At 39.9% G+C, this 15,439-nt stretch carries 19 protein-coding genes; 11 read left to right on the plus strand and 8 right to left on the minus strand.

What is annotated here, in order from left to right; translation table 11 throughout:
• Positions 1-65: 65 nt before the first annotated feature.
• A complete protein-coding gene (locus tag CWB60_RS06880) occupies positions 66-860 on the minus strand; it encodes a GGDEF domain-containing protein (protein WP_249318353.1) in 795 nt (264 codons plus the stop codon).
• A gap of 635 nt (positions 861-1,495) precedes the next feature.
• Between CWB60_RS06880 and CWB60_RS06885 the strand changes: the two genes are divergently transcribed.
• Entirely contained in the window at positions 1,496-2,611 is a 1,116-nt protein-coding gene (locus tag CWB60_RS06885; RefSeq protein WP_138577143.1) for a DUF748 domain-containing protein, read from the plus strand.
• Between the two features lie 66 nt (positions 2,612-2,677).
• Here the strand turns inward: CWB60_RS06885 and CWB60_RS06890 are convergent, their stop codons facing one another.
• Complete coding sequence (locus CWB60_RS06890) at positions 2,678-3,505, minus strand: ion transporter (protein ID WP_004586335.1); 828 nt, start codon at positions 3,503-3,505, stop codon at positions 2,678-2,680.
• A gap of 89 nt (positions 3,506-3,594) precedes the next feature.
• Here CWB60_RS06890 and CWB60_RS06895 point away from each other — a divergent pair, with 89 nt between their 5' ends.
• From CWB60_RS06895 to CWB60_RS06915, 5 genes are all read left to right on the plus strand, one after another.
• Positions 3,595-3,807: a hypothetical protein gene (locus CWB60_RS06895; protein ID WP_004586334.1), complete on the plus strand. Its 213-nt coding sequence runs from the start codon at positions 3,595-3,597 to the stop codon at positions 3,805-3,807.
• Positions 3,808-3,810: 3 nt separating this feature from the next.
• A complete protein-coding gene (locus CWB60_RS06900; RefSeq protein WP_024032385.1) occupies positions 3,811-4,092 on the plus strand; it encodes a hypothetical protein in 282 nt (93 codons plus the stop codon).
• A gap of 59 nt (positions 4,093-4,151) precedes the next feature.
• Positions 4,152-4,343 (plus strand): YwbE family protein, encoded by a 192-nt coding sequence (locus CWB60_RS06905; RefSeq protein WP_004586332.1) that lies wholly within the window; start codon positions 4,152-4,154, stop codon positions 4,341-4,343.
• Positions 4,343-4,858, plus strand: a complete 516-nt coding sequence (locus CWB60_RS06910) for a DUF4240 domain-containing protein (protein ID WP_004586331.1) — start codon at positions 4,343-4,345, stop codon at positions 4,856-4,858. Before CWB60_RS06905 ends, CWB60_RS06910 begins: the two co-directional genes overlap by 1 nt.
• A gap of 181 nt (positions 4,859-5,039) precedes the next feature.
• Positions 5,040-5,495: a hypothetical protein gene (locus CWB60_RS06915; RefSeq protein ID WP_138577141.1), complete on the plus strand. Its 456-nt coding sequence runs from the start codon at positions 5,040-5,042 to the stop codon at positions 5,493-5,495.
• A 1-nt stretch (position 5,496) separates the two neighbouring features.
• Here the strand turns inward: CWB60_RS06915 and CWB60_RS06920 are convergent, their stop codons facing one another.
• The 3 genes from CWB60_RS06920 to CWB60_RS06930 all read right to left on the minus strand — a co-directional run bounded on the left by CWB60_RS06920 (position 5,497) and on the right by CWB60_RS06930 (position 7,658).
• Entirely contained in the window at positions 5,497-6,756 is a 1,260-nt protein-coding gene (locus tag CWB60_RS06920) for a Y-family DNA polymerase (RefSeq protein WP_138577139.1), read from the minus strand.
• Positions 6,744-7,157 (minus strand): S24 family peptidase, encoded by a 414-nt coding sequence (locus CWB60_RS06925; protein WP_004586327.1) that lies wholly within the window; start codon positions 7,155-7,157, stop codon positions 6,744-6,746. Before CWB60_RS06925 ends, CWB60_RS06920 begins: the two co-directional genes overlap by 13 nt.
• 81 nt (positions 7,158-7,238) lie before the next feature.
• Entirely contained in the window at positions 7,239-7,658 is a 420-nt protein-coding gene (locus CWB60_RS06930) for a MarR family winged helix-turn-helix transcriptional regulator (protein ID WP_004586326.1), read from the minus strand.
• Positions 7,659-7,781: 123 nt separating this feature from the next.
• Here CWB60_RS06930 and CWB60_RS06935 point away from each other — a divergent pair, with 123 nt between their 5' ends.
• The 3 genes from CWB60_RS06935 (at position 7,782) to CWB60_RS06945 (ending at position 10,933) form a co-directional block, all read left to right on the plus strand.
• Positions 7,782-8,525: a siderophore-interacting protein gene (locus tag CWB60_RS06935; RefSeq protein WP_138577137.1), complete on the plus strand. Its 744-nt coding sequence runs from the start codon at positions 7,782-7,784 to the stop codon at positions 8,523-8,525.
• Between the two features lie 140 nt (positions 8,526-8,665).
• Complete coding sequence (locus CWB60_RS06940; RefSeq protein WP_138577135.1) at positions 8,666-9,655, plus strand: LLM class flavin-dependent oxidoreductase; 990 nt, start codon at positions 8,666-8,668, stop codon at positions 9,653-9,655.
• A gap of 282 nt (positions 9,656-9,937) precedes the next feature.
• The gene (locus CWB60_RS06945; RefSeq protein WP_138577133.1) at positions 9,938-10,933 is read left to right on the plus strand and encodes a patatin-like phospholipase family protein; all 996 of its coding nucleotides are present in this window, start codon (positions 9,938-9,940) and stop codon (positions 10,931-10,933) included.
• Between the two features lie 66 nt (positions 10,934-10,999).
• Here CWB60_RS06945 and CWB60_RS06950 read toward each other — a convergent pair whose 3' ends face one another.
• From CWB60_RS06950 to CWB60_RS06960, 3 genes are all read right to left on the minus strand, one after another.
• Positions 11,000-11,863: a DMT family transporter gene (locus tag CWB60_RS06950; RefSeq protein WP_138577131.1), complete on the minus strand. Its 864-nt coding sequence runs from the start codon at positions 11,861-11,863 to the stop codon at positions 11,000-11,002.
• Positions 11,864-12,013: 150 nt separating this feature from the next.
• Positions 12,014-12,724, minus strand: a complete 711-nt coding sequence (locus tag CWB60_RS06955) for an AraC family transcriptional regulator (protein ID WP_138577129.1) — start codon at positions 12,722-12,724, stop codon at positions 12,014-12,016.
• Between the two features lie 75 nt (positions 12,725-12,799).
• The gene (locus tag CWB60_RS06960; protein WP_004586320.1) at positions 12,800-13,231 is read right to left on the minus strand and encodes an Lrp/AsnC family transcriptional regulator; all 432 of its coding nucleotides are present in this window, start codon (positions 13,229-13,231) and stop codon (positions 12,800-12,802) included.
• Positions 13,232-13,398: 167 nt separating this feature from the next.
• On the opposite strand from CWB60_RS06960, the gene ocd reads away from it, so the two are divergent.
• Positions 13,399-14,481 carry an ornithine cyclodeaminase gene (gene ocd, locus CWB60_RS06965; RefSeq protein WP_138577127.1) on the plus strand — a complete coding sequence of 361 codons (1,083 nt, stop codon included), beginning with the start codon at positions 13,399-13,401 and terminating at the stop codon, positions 14,479-14,481.
• Positions 14,478-15,389, plus strand: a complete 912-nt coding sequence (ctlX, locus tag CWB60_RS06970) for a citrulline utilization hydrolase CtlX (protein WP_138577125.1) — start codon at positions 14,478-14,480, stop codon at positions 15,387-15,389. The genes ocd and ctlX overlap by 4 nt, the downstream gene beginning before the upstream one ends.
• Positions 15,390-15,439 lie beyond the last annotated feature (50 nt).

Here is a 15,439-nt window from a genome sequence, read left to right on the forward strand (position 1 = left end):
TGCATTTAAAAGTGTATATTAAAAAGGGGTTAGCGTATTGCTAACCCCTTTTTTAATTATTTTAGTTAAGTGACATTGCATACTACTTTATTTTTTCCTTCGTGTTTTGCTATGTATAACGCTTTATCTGCTAAATCTATCGCTTTGTCTATTTGAATAGTTGCACGTTTAATGCCTAGAACGCCAAAGCTTGCTGTAACATTTATAAATTGTTGTTTGTATTCAATGGGCTTACTTGCAAGAGTAGTACGTAGAGTATCGGCAAATTGCTTTGCTTTTAGCTCTGAATCTCTGGCTATCAGTATTACAAATTCTTCTCCGCCTATACGGGCAAATATATCTTCTTTATTTAAACACGCTCTTACCCGTTTTGTTGCTTGGATTAGTACTTCATCTCCACCTGCATGGCCGTATTCATCATTTATATTTTTAAACGAGTCTATATCCCAATATATAAGCGATACGTGTTGTTCGCAGCTTAATTTATTTTCAAGCTTTTTTTGGCCAACGTCGTAAAAACCACGTCTGTTTATACATTGTGTGAGTACGTCGGTCATGGCGAGTTTTTGCATTTCTTGCGCTAAATCTGAGGCCATTATAAAAATAATAAATACAGCCATACCAACATGTGCAGTTGGGACTGTTATAAAATTAATGAGTGTATATAAATCTAAGTAAGCTTGGTTAACCTGGCTGCCTTGCATTAGTGCGATAGTGGCCGCAATAAATAAACATACGCCGCACAAAGTGTAAGTAATGGCAGCCCCAATTTCAGCGGGTAGCGACTTAGGTTTATGTTTTATTATAATGACGGCGTTTATTAGCAGCAGTAAAATATCGTAATAAATATATAAAGACATAAACAAACCAACATGAACGTTCACGGCTTTATAATAATAAACTGCAGCTAACGTAATCACGGCTAAAGCTAACAAATAATCGATTTTGATAGGGCTTCGGGCACGTATACTGTGTCCCCATGTTCCCAAAATAACAGACCCCATAGAAAAGCTAACAGCCAGTAGCCAATAGAAGGTTTCTGATTCGAAGTAGGGCCGCAATAATATTGTACCCCATTGACACGCAGAGCACATAAATGCGCAGGCCCAAAATAACGAATATGATTTTTTCCCTAACGTATACCACGCCATTAAAAATATAACTGACCAAACAATACTGGTTAGTAAAAGAGTAATTAAAATAAAAAAGACTGGGCTCATAGGTTATATGTTCTTGTGTTAGTTACTTTTTACTGTAGTTGAGGTTGCTTGGGAATTCGAGTAAAGCTATGTATTTAAAAATTCTATTTGTAAATATTTATGTATTGTGTGTACCCACAACTCCTATGAATTGCATTTTTTGGTATAGCTTTTGCTCGTACTGATCTATTACACCTTTATTCGCTCGGTTTTCGCTGTTTAGTGGGTACTTAATTCACTTATGCAGGTATTTTTTACTTATGCCGAGATGCTAAGCCTTCACATAAGGATAGATAATGGCTTCTACTTTTAAAAATACACGCAAAAAATGGTTTTATGCTTTAGTTGTTACAGCCTTGGGGTTAATTTTACTCAGAACTTTAGCCCCTTATGCGGTTCAATATTATGTAAATCAGCAGCTTGAACAAACCCAAGGCATAACAGGGCATGTGGGCGATGTTGATTTGTACTTATACCGAGGAGCTTACGCTGTTGATGAGGTAGAAATTTACGCGGTAGATGCCACGCAGGTGCCTAAGCCGTTACTGTCTATTGATACACTTGATTTTTCGCTTGCGTGGTCTGCTTTATTAAACGGTAATTTTGTCACCAACATGGCTTTTACCCGCCCAGAAATTGTTATTTATGATAAAGACCCAACTACCGCAGAACAAAACCAACAGGTGAAAGATGAAACCACCTGGGTAGGCCTTGCTAATGATCTCGTGCCTTTTTCAATTGATACGCTACGTATAGATAATGGTAAAGTAACCTTGGTTAACGCCACCAGCGAAGGAGAGCAGCCTACTTACGTATCAAATATAAACGCTAACATTAACAATATTACCAATGCACAAAACCTCTCTAAAACCTTAGTTACGAGTTTAAAAGTAGAAGGGCAGCTAATGGGCGAAGCTAAGCTGTCTTTAAATGGTAAATTGGACCCTTTTAGTGATGAAGCTAATTTTGATTTTAATGTTGAAGTGCAGCGCTTTTCGGTTAAAAATCTCGAAACTGTTTTTAAAGTGTATACCCCATTTGACATTGAAGCCGGCGGAATAGATGGCGCAATGGAATTGGCCGCTAACAATAATAACTTAAATGGATATGTAAAAGCGGGTGTGCACGATTTAAGTGTTTTTTCGTGGCGCGAAGATATAGAAAAAGATGATGACGGTCTATTTACCGCTATTTTTGAAGGCAGTATTGATTTACTCAGCTCGTTATTAGAAAACGACGAGTCAAAGCTGGTGGCTGCTCGGGTGCCCATAGATGGGCAGTTAGATAACGCTGATGTATCTACTTTTGAAGCCGTGGTTTCGGTATTAAAAAATGCGTTTTTTGAAGCATTTAAAATGAAGGTTGATAATGTAATTTCGTTTGAAAGCACGCAAGAACAACAAGGTGAGTAACTAAAAGCCCTTTGTATTAACTAAATACAAAGGGCTTTTTAAGTTTTAGCAAGTAAAATAGATCAGCTATTTATTGGAGTTGGTAATATCTGAGGTTTTACTTAATAACGTTTTTAGCTCAGCTATTTGCGCTTGTAGTTCAACCACTTGTCCTTGCGTTGCAGGAAGTGAGTTATTATCCGCTTTTAGCTCACGGGCATTTCGATGCTCCTCGCTCATTACTTCTAAAATGGCACCTACCATCATGTTTAAAAACACAAACGCAGTCAAAAAGATAAACGTGAGGTAGTAAATCCAGCTTAGCTCGTACACCGCCATGGTTTCGTACATAATGTCGGTCCAATCTTCAAAGGTAGCTATCCTAAATAGCGTTAACATTGAAATGGATACATCTTGCCAAAGTACCGGGTTAATATCGGCAAACATCATACTGCCCATGGCTGCGTAAATATAAAAAATAACAAACATAAGCAGTGCTATATAGCCCATTTGCGGAATGGCTTTAAGCAACGAATTTACAAGCAAGCGCAGCTCTGGGATCATAGATACTAAACGCAGTACCCTAAATATACGCAGCAATCGGGCAAGTAACATAGTTGATCCTGCAGCTGGGTATAAGCTGCCAAGTACAATAATGGTATCGAATATATTCCAGCCCTTTGAAAAGAAGTCTTTTATTCCTTTACTTGCAATAAAGCGAATAATGAGTTCGATTAAAAAGAAAGCTGTGATCCCTACATCCATCCAATTTAGAATAAATTCTACGGTGGGGTGAAGAGAATATGTATGAGCACCTACGGTGAGGGCAGAAACAACAATGACAGCTATAACAAATGATTGAAATATCTTGCTTTTGTCTATACGCTGAAACAGCTTTTGTAACTGCGACATCATAATTATGGGTCCTATGCAAAGTCAGGTTTTTATGACGCTAATATACAATAATATTGTTGCTTTCGATAACGAAAGTGTAAGGAACTCTAATGTTAATCAGTCAAATAACTAAAAGCGCATTGCTGTTTGTGGGATTTTCGGTACTTGCAGGGTGCAGCTCCGACGCTCGCTTTCACGAAATTCAATCAGCACGTTTAGATGAATGTAACTATAAAGCCGATAAAGAATATTACGAGTGCCTTGAAAATCAAGATAAAAATTTTGAAGAGTATAAAAAACAGCAAAGTGAACAAACACAATAATTTATGACTAAAACACAAAAATTGCGTGATAAACAAATACGCCAAGCCCTCACCAACGCCTGTGAACAAATAAAAGCGACTCATTATGGTTTTGCTTATTTAACTCACACCATTGATTTAAAAAACGAAGCAAAGTCACTAAAAATAAGCTGCTATTTTGAAGACGATATAGCCTATAACGACACCGAAGCGCATTTTTCTCAGCTAGTCGATATTATTCACGCTGAGCTTAGCAAAATAAGCTTACCGGTAGCGGCTAAGCAAATAGCGTTTTTAGTTGATTAACATTGGTTTGCCTAGCTATGGACGTTATAATTACCAAAATTATTTTTAGGATGTAAAGCATGGCTGTTCCATCGCGCTCGCAAATCACACCAGGTACAACCGTAAATATTGTATTAAAAGAAGATCAACGCAGCGGCACATTAACTCAAGGTGTAGTTGAGCGTTTATTAACAAAATCACCTAATCACCCGCATGGTATTAAAGTACGCCTAGAAGATGGTCAAGTCGGCCGAGTAAAAGAGATTTTATAATGACAGCGTTAACTGAGCAGGAATTTTGGGATTTAGTGACCACGCCTGAGTTAGGGCTCGACCCACAAAGCGTAAGCGACAACTTAAAAGCTAAATTGAGCGAGTTAACCGACGAGCAGCTCATTGCTTTTGATAAATTTTTTGGTATTCACATGCGCAAATGTTTTACCTGGGATTTATTTGGTGCCGCATTTGTTATGGCTGGCTGTAACGACGAATACGGTTTTAGCGAATTTAGGTGCTGGCTCATCTCCCGTGGGGAGACGGTATTTAATAACGCATTAAGCAATGCCGACTCACTTGCACAGTGCTCCCCTGTGTATTATTTAAATGAGCAACCTTACCCTTATATTGATGAATACGACTTAATAGCCGGTTTATTATTTGAAGAGCGCAACGACGACGAATTACCTTTTGTACCCTCAGGCGAGCAACCTGCAGGTAAACGCTTTAAAGACAAACCCAAGTTTTTAAAACAAAGCTATCCGCAATTATTTGCAAAATACTGGCAGTAAAGTCACTCTTAGTGGTTTATTTATTTAGTAAATAAACTACTTTGTTTTATTACTCGTAAAACATAACTACAACACTGCATTACATAATGCTAAGTGCTGCGTCCTTTTTTTAGATTAAATCTCTGTTATAGTTATAAAAGTTAGCGCCGCACGTTACTTATTACGAGGATACGCCCACTTAATGAAAACCTTACTTTGTTTTTTAATTTCGACAACCTTTATTAGTGCATCTGCATTGGCTGCGCCGAGTAATAAAAGCCGTTTTATACCGTTATTAAAAACAATGCTTGGTGATTACCAGGTGGTAACTGCTAACTCCCCAGTGTGTGTGGATAGTCAGTTGAGTTTAATTAACCCAGTTTACCCAGACGCGGGTTTTAAATTAGGCGAGCATATTGCGTTTGAAAGTTTACACAACGGCACCCGTACAACTAAAAAGCCAAATTTTTGTTTTGTAACTAGCTCGTATAAATACAAAAGTGATGGTGTCGATAACAGCTTAAAAATGAGCCGCTGTATTGAGCCCAATAACGAAAAAACCATCAGACAAAGCATTAAATTTACCAGTGTTACAACGCTCAAATATACGCAGAATACCCCCGCAGTAGAGTGCACATTTGCAAGGCAAGTTGATTAACTTACTTGCAATGAATTTGCGGTATATCGTGCCAGCGCGTTGTGTATTGGGGCGATAAGTAATCTCTGTTCATATGCCAGCCTTGGTTTAGTTTGCTGCTGGCTAGGGTGAGTATGCCTTTTCCGTAGCGGTTGTTTATTGTATCAAGACACTGCATTAATTTAGGGTTATCGGCACTTTGGCTAAATAAATCAGTTTGCTGATACTGCACCGAGGTAAGCTCTAAAGCGCCTACACCACATTTATAAAACCGTACACCTGGTTGGTAAATATGAGTAAATACTTCTGATACTGCATTGGCCATTACGCAGGTATCGTTAGTGGGGGTGGCAAATTTATATATAAACGACTTTTTACAATAGCGGTCTTCGTGTTTGCCAGTGGCGGCAAATATATAAAGCTGTTTTGCTAATGAGCGCTGCCCTCGTAGTTTACTGGCAACCGTGGTTACGTGGTTAATAAGGGCGGTTTTAAGTGCAGTTGGCTCACTGATCCGCTCACCAAAGCTGCGAGTAGAATATATTTCTCGCTTATCTTGGCGTACATCGTCCCATGTTAAGCACGCTATACCATTTAGCTCACTTACGGTACGCTCTACCACCACACTAAACGCGCGGCGCATGGTTTTAGGGTTTTGTTGTGCCAGATCCCACGCGGTATGTATGTTCATTATATTAAGCTTTTTAGCTAGGCGCTTACCTATGCCCCATACATCGGCGCAGCTCATTCTTTGTAAAATTGCTTGGCGGCTTTGCTCGTTATTTATAACGGCCACCCCATCAAACCCGCTTAGCTTTTTAGCTGCATGGTTAGCGGCTTTTGCCAAAGTAGGGGTTGGGCCAAAACCAACACCCACAGGGAGTTTAGTTTCGCGCCAAACGGTACGCCTTATTGTATGCCCGTACTCGTGCCAGTTTTGTATAAGGGGTGTGTAGCCATTAAAGTGCAAAAACGACTCATCAATACTGTATATGTATTGTGTGTCGCAAAAGCGGCCAATTACGTTCATCATTTTGGCGCTTAAATCGGCGTACAACTCATAGTTACTCGAACGTACAACCACCTTGTGTTGCTCAAGCAGGTGCTTAACTTTAAAATAAGGGCCAAATTTAGGAATGCTTAAGCGCCGAGCTATCGGGCATACCGCACATACGCAGCCATCGTTATTAGTTAAAACCACCACAGGTTTAGAGCGAATAGCGGGGTCGAACACTTTTTCGGCACTGGCATAAAATGCAACGGCATCGACTAAGGCGTACATTTTAATAGCTCAGGGCTTGGGCGGTGCATTCTAATCGATAGTGTAACCACTCCCTCTAACTGAAACTCATCAGCTGAGGTTAGTTGTACCGGCTTATGTAAAGGCGATGCAGAGAGTAACCGCGCATTGGTTTTATCTAATAGCTTACACACAAATAAGCCATTTAAGTTGGCAACAATAACATCGCCGTTATCGGCTTGCTCAGCACGGTCTACAAGCAGTAAGTCGCCTTCAAAAATCCCCACCTCTTGCATGGAATTACCCGAGGCAATACCAATAAAGGTGGCGTCGGGGTGCTTTATTAATAGCTCATCAAGAGAAACACCGAGCTCGGCGTATTGCGCCGCGGGCGATTCAAACCCACACACACCGGCTTCTATATAAACGGGAATAACAAACATAACACAACCTAAAACGCATATACTGTATAAGTGTACAGTATATGCGTTTTGTGTAAGTTATGCCAAGAAATGAAAGACAGATCACGCCATGTTTTTGATCATTTGTTGCGCGGTATCTAAAAAGTCTTTGATTTGCTGCGGGTTTAAGTTTTTACACATTTGATCATTTATTTGCTGCTCAGAGGCTAATAACTTATCAAACAATGTATTGCCTTGCTCGGTGAGCGACAAAATAAAGCAACGTTTGTCGTGCTCACTTGCTTGCTTATTAATAAGATTTAAGGCAATAAGATCTTTAATTAAGCGGGCAATTTGGGCTTTGTCGCGCTGTGTTTTAGTCACAATGTCGTTAGCGGTACAGTTAGATGTACTGGCAATAATGTGTATACAACGCACGTGCATAGCATTAATACCCAGGTCGCCTGCGTTAATAGCCTCGCGAATTGTTACGCGGTAATTTTGCATCAGCTCAAATAGGGTATTTGATAAAAGCGTGTTCATAAGCTCTCTAATGGTTGACAATATCAATCAGTTTGTTATAGTTGATTTTATCAACCAATGGGGCATTGTGCAATGCTTGCTTTAAAAAGCAGTTAACTATTTTGTTAAACGAGGTGATTTTAAATGGGTAAACAAGTTCGCAAAGCTACGGTACTAAGTACTGAACAAATAACACCGCATTTACAGCGCATTGTTGTAGGCTCAAGTGAGTTTTCGGATTTAACACAAGCACATATTGGCAGCTATGTAAAAGTGCTTATTCCCCAAAATGGCAAAGTTGATTTTAATTTAAAAACCGCGTGTATGCGCTCTTACACAATAAGAGACGTTGATGATGCAACGGGCGCGTTAACGCTCGACTTTGTAATAAACATGCATCAAGGTCCGGCTACGCACTGGGCTATAACTGCAAAAGTAGGTGACGAGGTTGGCATAGCGGGCCCAGGTCCTAAAAAACTTGATAATTACCAGCATCCGCATTATGTATTACTAGGCGATTTAACCTCAGTTAATGCAATAAAAGGGTACATGCAGCAGTTACCCGCCAGCGCAAAAATTGACGCGTTTGTGCATGCCCCTACTGAGCAAGACATTATTGATTTAAACACGCAGCGCGATGTTAATTGGTTAATTACAGATACACCGGATACCGATATGCTCAGCGCGCTTAACAATTTGCCACACACAAACGAGCCACCTATTGTATTTATGGCATTAGAGGCAGGGTTAGTACGTAAAGCAAAAACCTTACTTACCCAGGATTGTAATATACCGCGCAGTAATATAGTTTCCTCTGGCTATTGGAAAAAAGGCGTAGACTCAGAGGGTTATAAAAAAGAGCGCCAGCAAAGCCCTGAGCTTGCATGAATACCTTAGAGCAAAACAGCCTAACGCTATTTTGCTTTTATCCGTTACCTAACTTGAATTGAATAAATAGCAGACCCATTTAAGTGTTTTATGCTGATGATGAAGCCCATTGTTAGCATGCATTTTAAGGAGCTGCTATTTTGTTATCTTCCATTCCCTTTTCGTTATTAGAGCTTGCCCCCATGATCAAAGGGGACAGCGTTTCTCATACGCTCAATAAAACCACTAAATACGCCCAGCGCGCCGACCAATTAGGGTTTAATCGCTTTTGGCTAGCCGAGCACCACAATATGCCCGGTATAATTTGTGCTGCTACTTCAATATTAGTAGGTCACATTGCAGGTAAAACTCAGCGTATACGTGTTGGCTCTGGCGGAATAATGCTGCCGAATCATTCGCCCTTAGTTGTGGCTGAGCAATTTGGTACGTTAGAGAGTTTATACCCTGGACGAATAGATTTAGGCCTTGGCCGCGCCCCTGGTAGTGATCCAGTAACTAGCCGTGCGCTAAATAATGATATGAGCCGCGCAGAAAACTTCCCGGTCGAGGTAACAGAGCTGCAAACATTATTAGGCCCATACAATGGCACACACCCTATACGTGCTATTCCGGGGGAGGACACAAACGTACCGCTTTGGTTATTAGGCTCAAGTTTGTTTAGCGCCCAATTGGCCGCGCAAAAAGGGTTGCCTTATGTATTTGCAGGGCACTTTGCACCGCGTTTTGTACACGATGCCATCGCACTATATAAGCGAGAATTTAAAGCCTCAAATGTACTCGATAAACCCTATGTAATGCTTGCCTTACCGCTGGTGGCAGCAGAAACCGATGAAGAAGCGCAGTACCTCTCTACCACCTCAAAGCAACGCGTGCTTGAATTAATACGCGGCAAAGAGCTGTGGCTAAAGCCACCGGTAGAGAGTATGGAAGGTTTATGGAGTGAGCAAGAGCGCGCCCACGTAGAAAACTTTTTAAGCTTAAGCGTTGTGGGCGGGCATGTGAGTATAAAACATAAATTACAAATGATAGCGAAAGAGCTAGAAGTGGATGAGTTTATATTTACCAACGATGTTTACGACAGCGAAAAACGCCACCGAGCCCTAGAAATTTTAATGGAAATAAAGCATTAATTAAAAAAGGAAGTGTTTAGTTAAGCAAGCGTACACACAAGCCTTGCTACTATGTAGACATCATTAAAAGTGAATACAAACTTATTAACTTTAAGTGATGTCTGAACAAACACTTTCGATAATTAAACATACTTAGGTTGCCAAGGATAAGGCCCATTTTGCATTATTTATCGTTCTGTTTTTTCAATCAAACTGATTTAAACAATCAATTTTAAGACATTGCTTTTATTTTTTATAATGTAGTTATTAACCAAACATCATTAAATTAAAGGAAGGTACACCGTGAACGCTCTAACAACCGCATCGGCTAATTCAGTTACTCATACAGCGCAGCCAAAAGTTGCTCTGATAGCTGAAGGTGGCGGACAACGAGGGATATTCACAGCCGGTGTATTAGATGCATGGTTAGAGCAAAACTACGACCCATTTGATTTATTTATTGGCACCTCTGCCGGCTCGCAAAATTTAACAAGCTATTTAGCGCGTCAAAAAGGTTACGCTAAACGCTTAATTAGAGGGCTTTCGCGTAACAAACGCTTTTTTCAACTAGGGCGTGGTTTAATGGGTAAGCACATTGTTGATTTAGACTGGTACTTTGAAAAAACCACCGAAGTAAACAGAGCCCTTGATTTTAAAACAGCAAAAACCAGCCTAGGTGAGCGAGAGCTGCTTATAACGGCAACCAATGCACGCGACAGAAAAGCCTATTACCTTTCACCTACAGGCGAGGGTAAGCAATGGCGAGATTTGTTAAAAGCATCGAGTGCGTTACCTTTTTTGTATAAACAAGGCGTTAAACTTACTCCTTGGTTAGGTACAAAAGCGGCAAACGAAGAGCATTTAGCTGCAGAGCAATCGAGTGAAGATTTTTATTTAGATGGCGGCTTAGCTGCGCCCTTGCCTGTACGCGAAGCTTATAACCGTGGCGCACGAAAAATCGTGGTAATTAGAACCGTTGATGAGCATTTTCAGGCGCAAACTGCATGGGTTCAAAAGCTTAGAACATTTGCATGTGCATCAGGCTACTGCCCAAAAACACTTGATTACTTGATTCAACACGAGCAAGCATACCTAGACGAGCTAACGTTTATTGCCAATCCGCCTAGTGATGTAGAAATTATACAAATTTTTGCAGAGAAAAAGCTACACAGTAAATTATTAGGTAGCTCAAACGACGATTTACGCTTTGATCATAAGCTAGGTGTAAAAGCAGGCCGCGCTTATTTAAAAAGCCAAAACGCACGTATAGTAGATTACGCACACAGCTACGCCATGTAGCTGTGATTAACGCTTAAACTTAAATTACTACTTAAGTTTAAGCGTTGGTAAAGTGCCGTGGCAAAATTAAAGCTCTGCTTTTTTTAAACTTATCGATGGCTTTTTATTGCTAATTACCGCGCCTAATAAAATAAGCGCTAAAGCAATAAATACTGACCAACTAAAAGGAGCCTGCGAGGCGAGTATTAAAATAAAAGTAGAAAGCACCGGCGTTAAAAAACTTAACGAGGCTAATAGCGATCGGTTACCAAATTTTAAACCATGATCCCATAAATAAAATGCACCTCCCACTGGGCCTAATCCTAATAAAATAGCGCCTAGCCATTGTGAAACAGACAAACTAGTAACGGTTGTTTCAAAATAAAAATGTGCACAAAGGGCAAGCACAGCCACAATAAGCGAAAGCCAGCCTATGTCATCTACTTGGCTATTAAATTGCGACATTAAATAAGAATAACTAGACCACAGGACTGCGCAGCATCCTGCAAAAAAATACCCTAAATAATACTCACTATTGATAGATAACCCACTGCCATCGGTAATTAAACTAAGCGTGCCTAAAAACCCCAATAATCCGCCTAATATTGCTTTAAATTTAGACCCAGGGGTAGCCACAAATACACCCAGTAATAATGGCCAAAGGTACACAATTAAGCTTACCTCTATTAAGGGGCCGTATTTTAAAGCCATAAAATAACAAAAGTGAAAACCAAATAAGCCAGTAACACCTATTACAATTTGTTTTTTAGATAGCTTAGGAGGGGTTAATAATGGCTGTTTTGTAGCGACACGTTTTACTAATAAAATAATAAAAGAAAGTGCAAAGCACATAAAAAGTAACTGAAAAGCCGGGAGTGCTTTGGTTAAATTACCTAGTAATGCTAAAAGCCCCCACGAAAATATTGCTAAAAACCCTATGTGTGTTGCCATAAATTACCCTCCGTAAATACTAAGTACTGAGTGTATCAATATAGGTTTTTAAAAATATGCTAAAAAGACGGTGTTATTGTTTGCTCTGACGCTATTTAACCTACGCTCTGCTTGAGCTTGCTTTATTATTTCGTGTTTAGGTTATCTATATTACTGCTTTGCAAACGCCTTAGGTGGCTGCCCAAAATATAAATTAAACCGGCGGCTAAACGCAGAGGCATCGTTATAACCAATGCGCTCGCCTACTAAAGCAATCGGTAAGTCTGAATGGGTTAAAAGGGCGCGAGCGTGCTGCATTCGCAACATAGTTAAATATTGCAGCGCACTCATAGTGGTACTTTTTTTAAACACAGTTTTAAATTGTGTAACGCTTAAACAGGCTATATCGGCCAGCTCTTTTAACGTGTAGGGGTAGGCTAAATTTTGCTTAACAGTGGTTATTACATTATCTATTCGCTTATCAATATTACTGTGGCTGCTTTGCTCAGAAAGTAATAAGTAAAATAAATCAAAAGTTGAATTAGTAAGCTTTTCATCGCTAACAACGAGCAGTTGTTGCTCTATAAACTGTAAGTAACTTAATAAACGGCTATCTATTGAAATTTTAGGGCATAAAAGGTTAATAAGGTTTTCAGGGAGCGCGTCTAAATCTGCCACAATAAAACGCGCGGCTTCATCGGCCGTAAAGGCATGCACTACGTTTTTCTCTATAACGATACAACTGCCCGTACTCACCGTTGTTTTATAGTCATTATTTAACGTTATAAAAATTTCCCCGTGTAGGGGTAAAACGAGTTGATGGTAATTGTGCTGGTGGCGCTTTATATCTTGCGAATAATACCGAATAGAAAGCTTATTCATTGCCTACTCCAATACCTAATACATAAACCGAGTATTGCCTAACATACTTTAAGTAAAACATGGCGTTAATTAAACCTAAGTAGATGACAATAATATACTGGTTTCGCTATTTAAAATGCCTTCTATTTCGCGTACTTGCCTGAGTACGCCATCAAACTCACCTAAATTTGCCGCCTGTATTTCAGCCACTAAATCCCAAGCGCCATTGGTTGTATGTAACTTTGTTAGCTCTGGTATGCCGCGCATGGTTTTAATTACCTGCGATGTAGATTTACCCACCACTTCAACCATCATTATTGCTCTTACAGCTTCGGTTTCTATGTGTTCGTGTACACGCACCGTAAAGCCTAATATAGCGCCCGATGAGACTAAACGGTCTAAGCGATTTTGCACTGTCCCGCGCGACACCTTTAAAACATCGGCTAGGGCTGAAATAGAAGCGCGGCCATCTTTTCGTAATTCGGCTATTAATGCGTTATCTAATGAGTCGTAAATGTAAGGGGTCATAAAACGCCTTGGGTTATGTGTTTATTACAAATTACTAAATTTGTACTTTAATGCATAGCAATTTGCTAAAAAATACTATTATTTGTATAAACTTTTGGCATTTAAAGTAACACCTCTGGCCTATAAACTTATTTCAATTAATTTATTTAGTCATTAAAGAGGTATTTATGAGTCATTTTATCGCACAACCTAAACAAGGTGTTCCATTTGTTAGCGTACAGGCAATGGCCAAACTTATAAATAGTGTCGGAATAGAAAACGTATTGCTTGAGCTTACTCAAAGATTAGAACACGACTTTGCTCGCTGGGACGAATTTGATAAATCGCCACGTTATGCAGCGCACTCTCCAGATGGCGTAATAGAGCTTATGCCCGTAAGCGACGGTAAAATGTTTAGCTGTAAATATGTAAATGGTCATCCAAAAAACACCTTTAAGGAGCTTCAAACCGTGGCCGCGTTTGGTATTTTGTCGGATGTTGATAGCGGCTATCCGGTTATGATCAGCGAAATGTGCTTACTAACAGCCTTACGCACAGCGGCCACATCGGCGCTTGTAGCAAAATATTTAGCGCCTAAGCACTCAACAACGCTTACATTAATTGGTAATGGTGCACAGTCTGAGTTTCAGGCATTAGCTTTTAAAGCCGTATTAGGCATTACCCACATTCGTTTATACGATATTGATAAAAATGCCTCACAAAAAGCGTTTAACAATTTAAGTAACTGTGGCTTAAACGTGACTATTTGTAATAGCGCAAAAGAGGCCGTACAAGGCGCGCACATTATTACCACCTGCACAGCCGATAAAAAAAATGCCACTATTTTAACCAGCGATATAATCCCTCAGGGCGTGCATTTAAATGCCATTGGTGGCGATTGCCCAGGAAAAACAGAGCTTGATTCACAATTATTAACGCGCGCAAATGTGTTTGTAGAGTACGAACCGCAAACCAGAATAGAGGGCGAAATACAGCAAATGAGCGAAAATTTTGCCGTAACAGAGTTTCATAAAGTAATTAATAAACAAACACCTGGGCGTACAAGTAACAACGAGCTTACAATATTTGATGGGGTAGGCTTTGCAAGCGAAGACTTTACCGCGCTGGTGTATATTAAAGACGCGCTGGTGGCTGCGGCTGAGTTTGAACTACTTGATTTAATTACACAACAAGCTGATCCGCGTAATTTATTTTCGGTACTTAATAGTACACAACCATCAAAAACACCTAAGCAAGAGCAAGTCGCATGAGCCACATAAAGCAAGCACCAACAGCGGTGGTGATGGTGCGTCCGCATCACTTTACATCTAACCCACAAACCATGTTAGACAATACGTTTCAAAGTACCTGTAACTCACAAAATCAGAGCCAGCTTGCCTTTGACGAAGTCACTAATGCGGTTAAATTATTACAAAACGAGGGCGTAACGGTTCACCTTTTTGAAGACGAGCACACACATACGCCCGACTCAGTGTTTCCTAATAACTGGTTTTCTACTCACAACAGTGGCGAACTAGTTATGTACCCAATGTACGCAGAAAACAGAAGGCTAGAATATCGTAAAGATATTATTGATTTTTTGACTAATCACTATAAAGTGTTGTCTGTGACTGATTATTCATTTTTAGCGAAAGAAAATGCATTTTTAGAAGGCACCGGATCACTTGTAATTGACCACCAACATAAGCTTGCTTATGCAGTAGAGTCTAAGCGCACTACTAAAACAGTGGTTAATACGGTGTGTGAGCAACTAAAGTTAAAGCCTGTTGTTTTTAACGCTTACGACACACAAGGTACTGCTGTTTATCATACTAATGTATTAATGTGTGTAGCTACAGAGTTTGCCATGATCAGCCTAGATATGGTGCCAAATAGTCAGCACAAACAATTAACTAGCCATTTTATACAAAGCCATTTAGAAGTAATAAACTTATCTAATGAGCAAATAAGTAGCTTTTGCGGCAACGCAATAGAGTTACAAGGTACAAATGGTCGTATTTTAGCACTCTCACAAACGGCGTTTAATGCACTTACAATCGAGCAAAAAGCAGCAATACAAAAAACAGCTAAACTTGTTCCGTTACCTATACCAACCATAGAGTCGGCGGGAGGTTCGGTTAGATGCATGATTGCTGGCATACACCTGCAAAGTAAATAACCTAGCACTAAGTCAACATACTAAGGCAGCTTAGCTGCCTTAATCTATGG

It is taken from the genome of Pseudoalteromonas sp. S327 (assembly GCF_005886415.1).
Taxonomy (GTDB): domain Bacteria; phylum Pseudomonadota; class Gammaproteobacteria; order Enterobacterales; family Alteromonadaceae; genus Pseudoalteromonas; species Pseudoalteromonas atlantica.

Coding starts and splice junctions, on each gene's coding strand:
- CWB60_RS06890 (WP_004586335.1), bottom strand. CDS start 3,505: ATGATGTCGCAGTTACAAAAGCTGTTTCAGCGTATAGACAAAAGCAAG.
- CWB60_RS06930 (WP_004586326.1), bottom strand. CDS start 7,658: ATGAACACGCTTTTATCAAATACCCTATTTGAGCTGATGCAAAATTAC.
- CWB60_RS06880 (WP_249318353.1), bottom strand. CDS start 860: ATGTCTTTATATATTTATTACGATATTTTACTGCTGCTAATAAACGCC.
- CWB60_RS06920 (WP_138577139.1), bottom strand. CDS start 6,756: ATGTACGCCTTAGTCGATGCCGTTGCATTTTATGCCAGTGCCGAAAAA.
- CWB60_RS06915 (WP_138577141.1), top strand. CDS start 5,040: ATGAAAACCTTACTTTGTTTTTTAATTTCGACAACCTTTATTAGTGCA.
- CWB60_RS06960 (WP_004586320.1), bottom strand. CDS start 13,231: ATGACCCCTTACATTTACGACTCATTAGATAACGCATTAATAGCCGAA.
- CWB60_RS06910 (WP_004586331.1), top strand. CDS start 4,343: ATGACAGCGTTAACTGAGCAGGAATTTTGGGATTTAGTGACCACGCCT.
- CWB60_RS06905 (WP_004586332.1), top strand. CDS start 4,152: ATGGCTGTTCCATCGCGCTCGCAAATCACACCAGGTACAACCGTAAAT.
- CWB60_RS06895 (WP_004586334.1), top strand. CDS start 3,595: ATGTTAATCAGTCAAATAACTAAAAGCGCATTGCTGTTTGTGGGATTT.
- CWB60_RS06885 (WP_138577143.1), top strand. CDS start 1,496: ATGGCTTCTACTTTTAAAAATACACGCAAAAAATGGTTTTATGCTTTA.
- CWB60_RS06935 (WP_138577137.1), top strand. CDS start 7,782: ATGGGTAAACAAGTTCGCAAAGCTACGGTACTAAGTACTGAACAAATA.
- CWB60_RS06900 (WP_024032385.1), top strand. CDS start 3,811: ATGACTAAAACACAAAAATTGCGTGATAAACAAATACGCCAAGCCCTC.
- ctlX (WP_138577125.1), top strand. CDS start 14,478: ATGAGCCACATAAAGCAAGCACCAACAGCGGTGGTGATGGTGCGTCCG.
- ocd (WP_138577127.1), top strand. CDS start 13,399: ATGAGTCATTTTATCGCACAACCTAAACAAGGTGTTCCATTTGTTAGC.
- CWB60_RS06950 (WP_138577131.1), bottom strand. CDS start 11,863: ATGGCAACACACATAGGGTTTTTAGCAATATTTTCGTGGGGGCTTTTA.
- CWB60_RS06925 (WP_004586327.1), bottom strand. CDS start 7,157: ATGTTTGTTATTCCCGTTTATATAGAAGCCGGTGTGTGTGGGTTTGAA.
- CWB60_RS06955 (WP_138577129.1), bottom strand. CDS start 12,724: ATGAATAAGCTTTCTATTCGGTATTATTCGCAAGATATAAAGCGCCAC.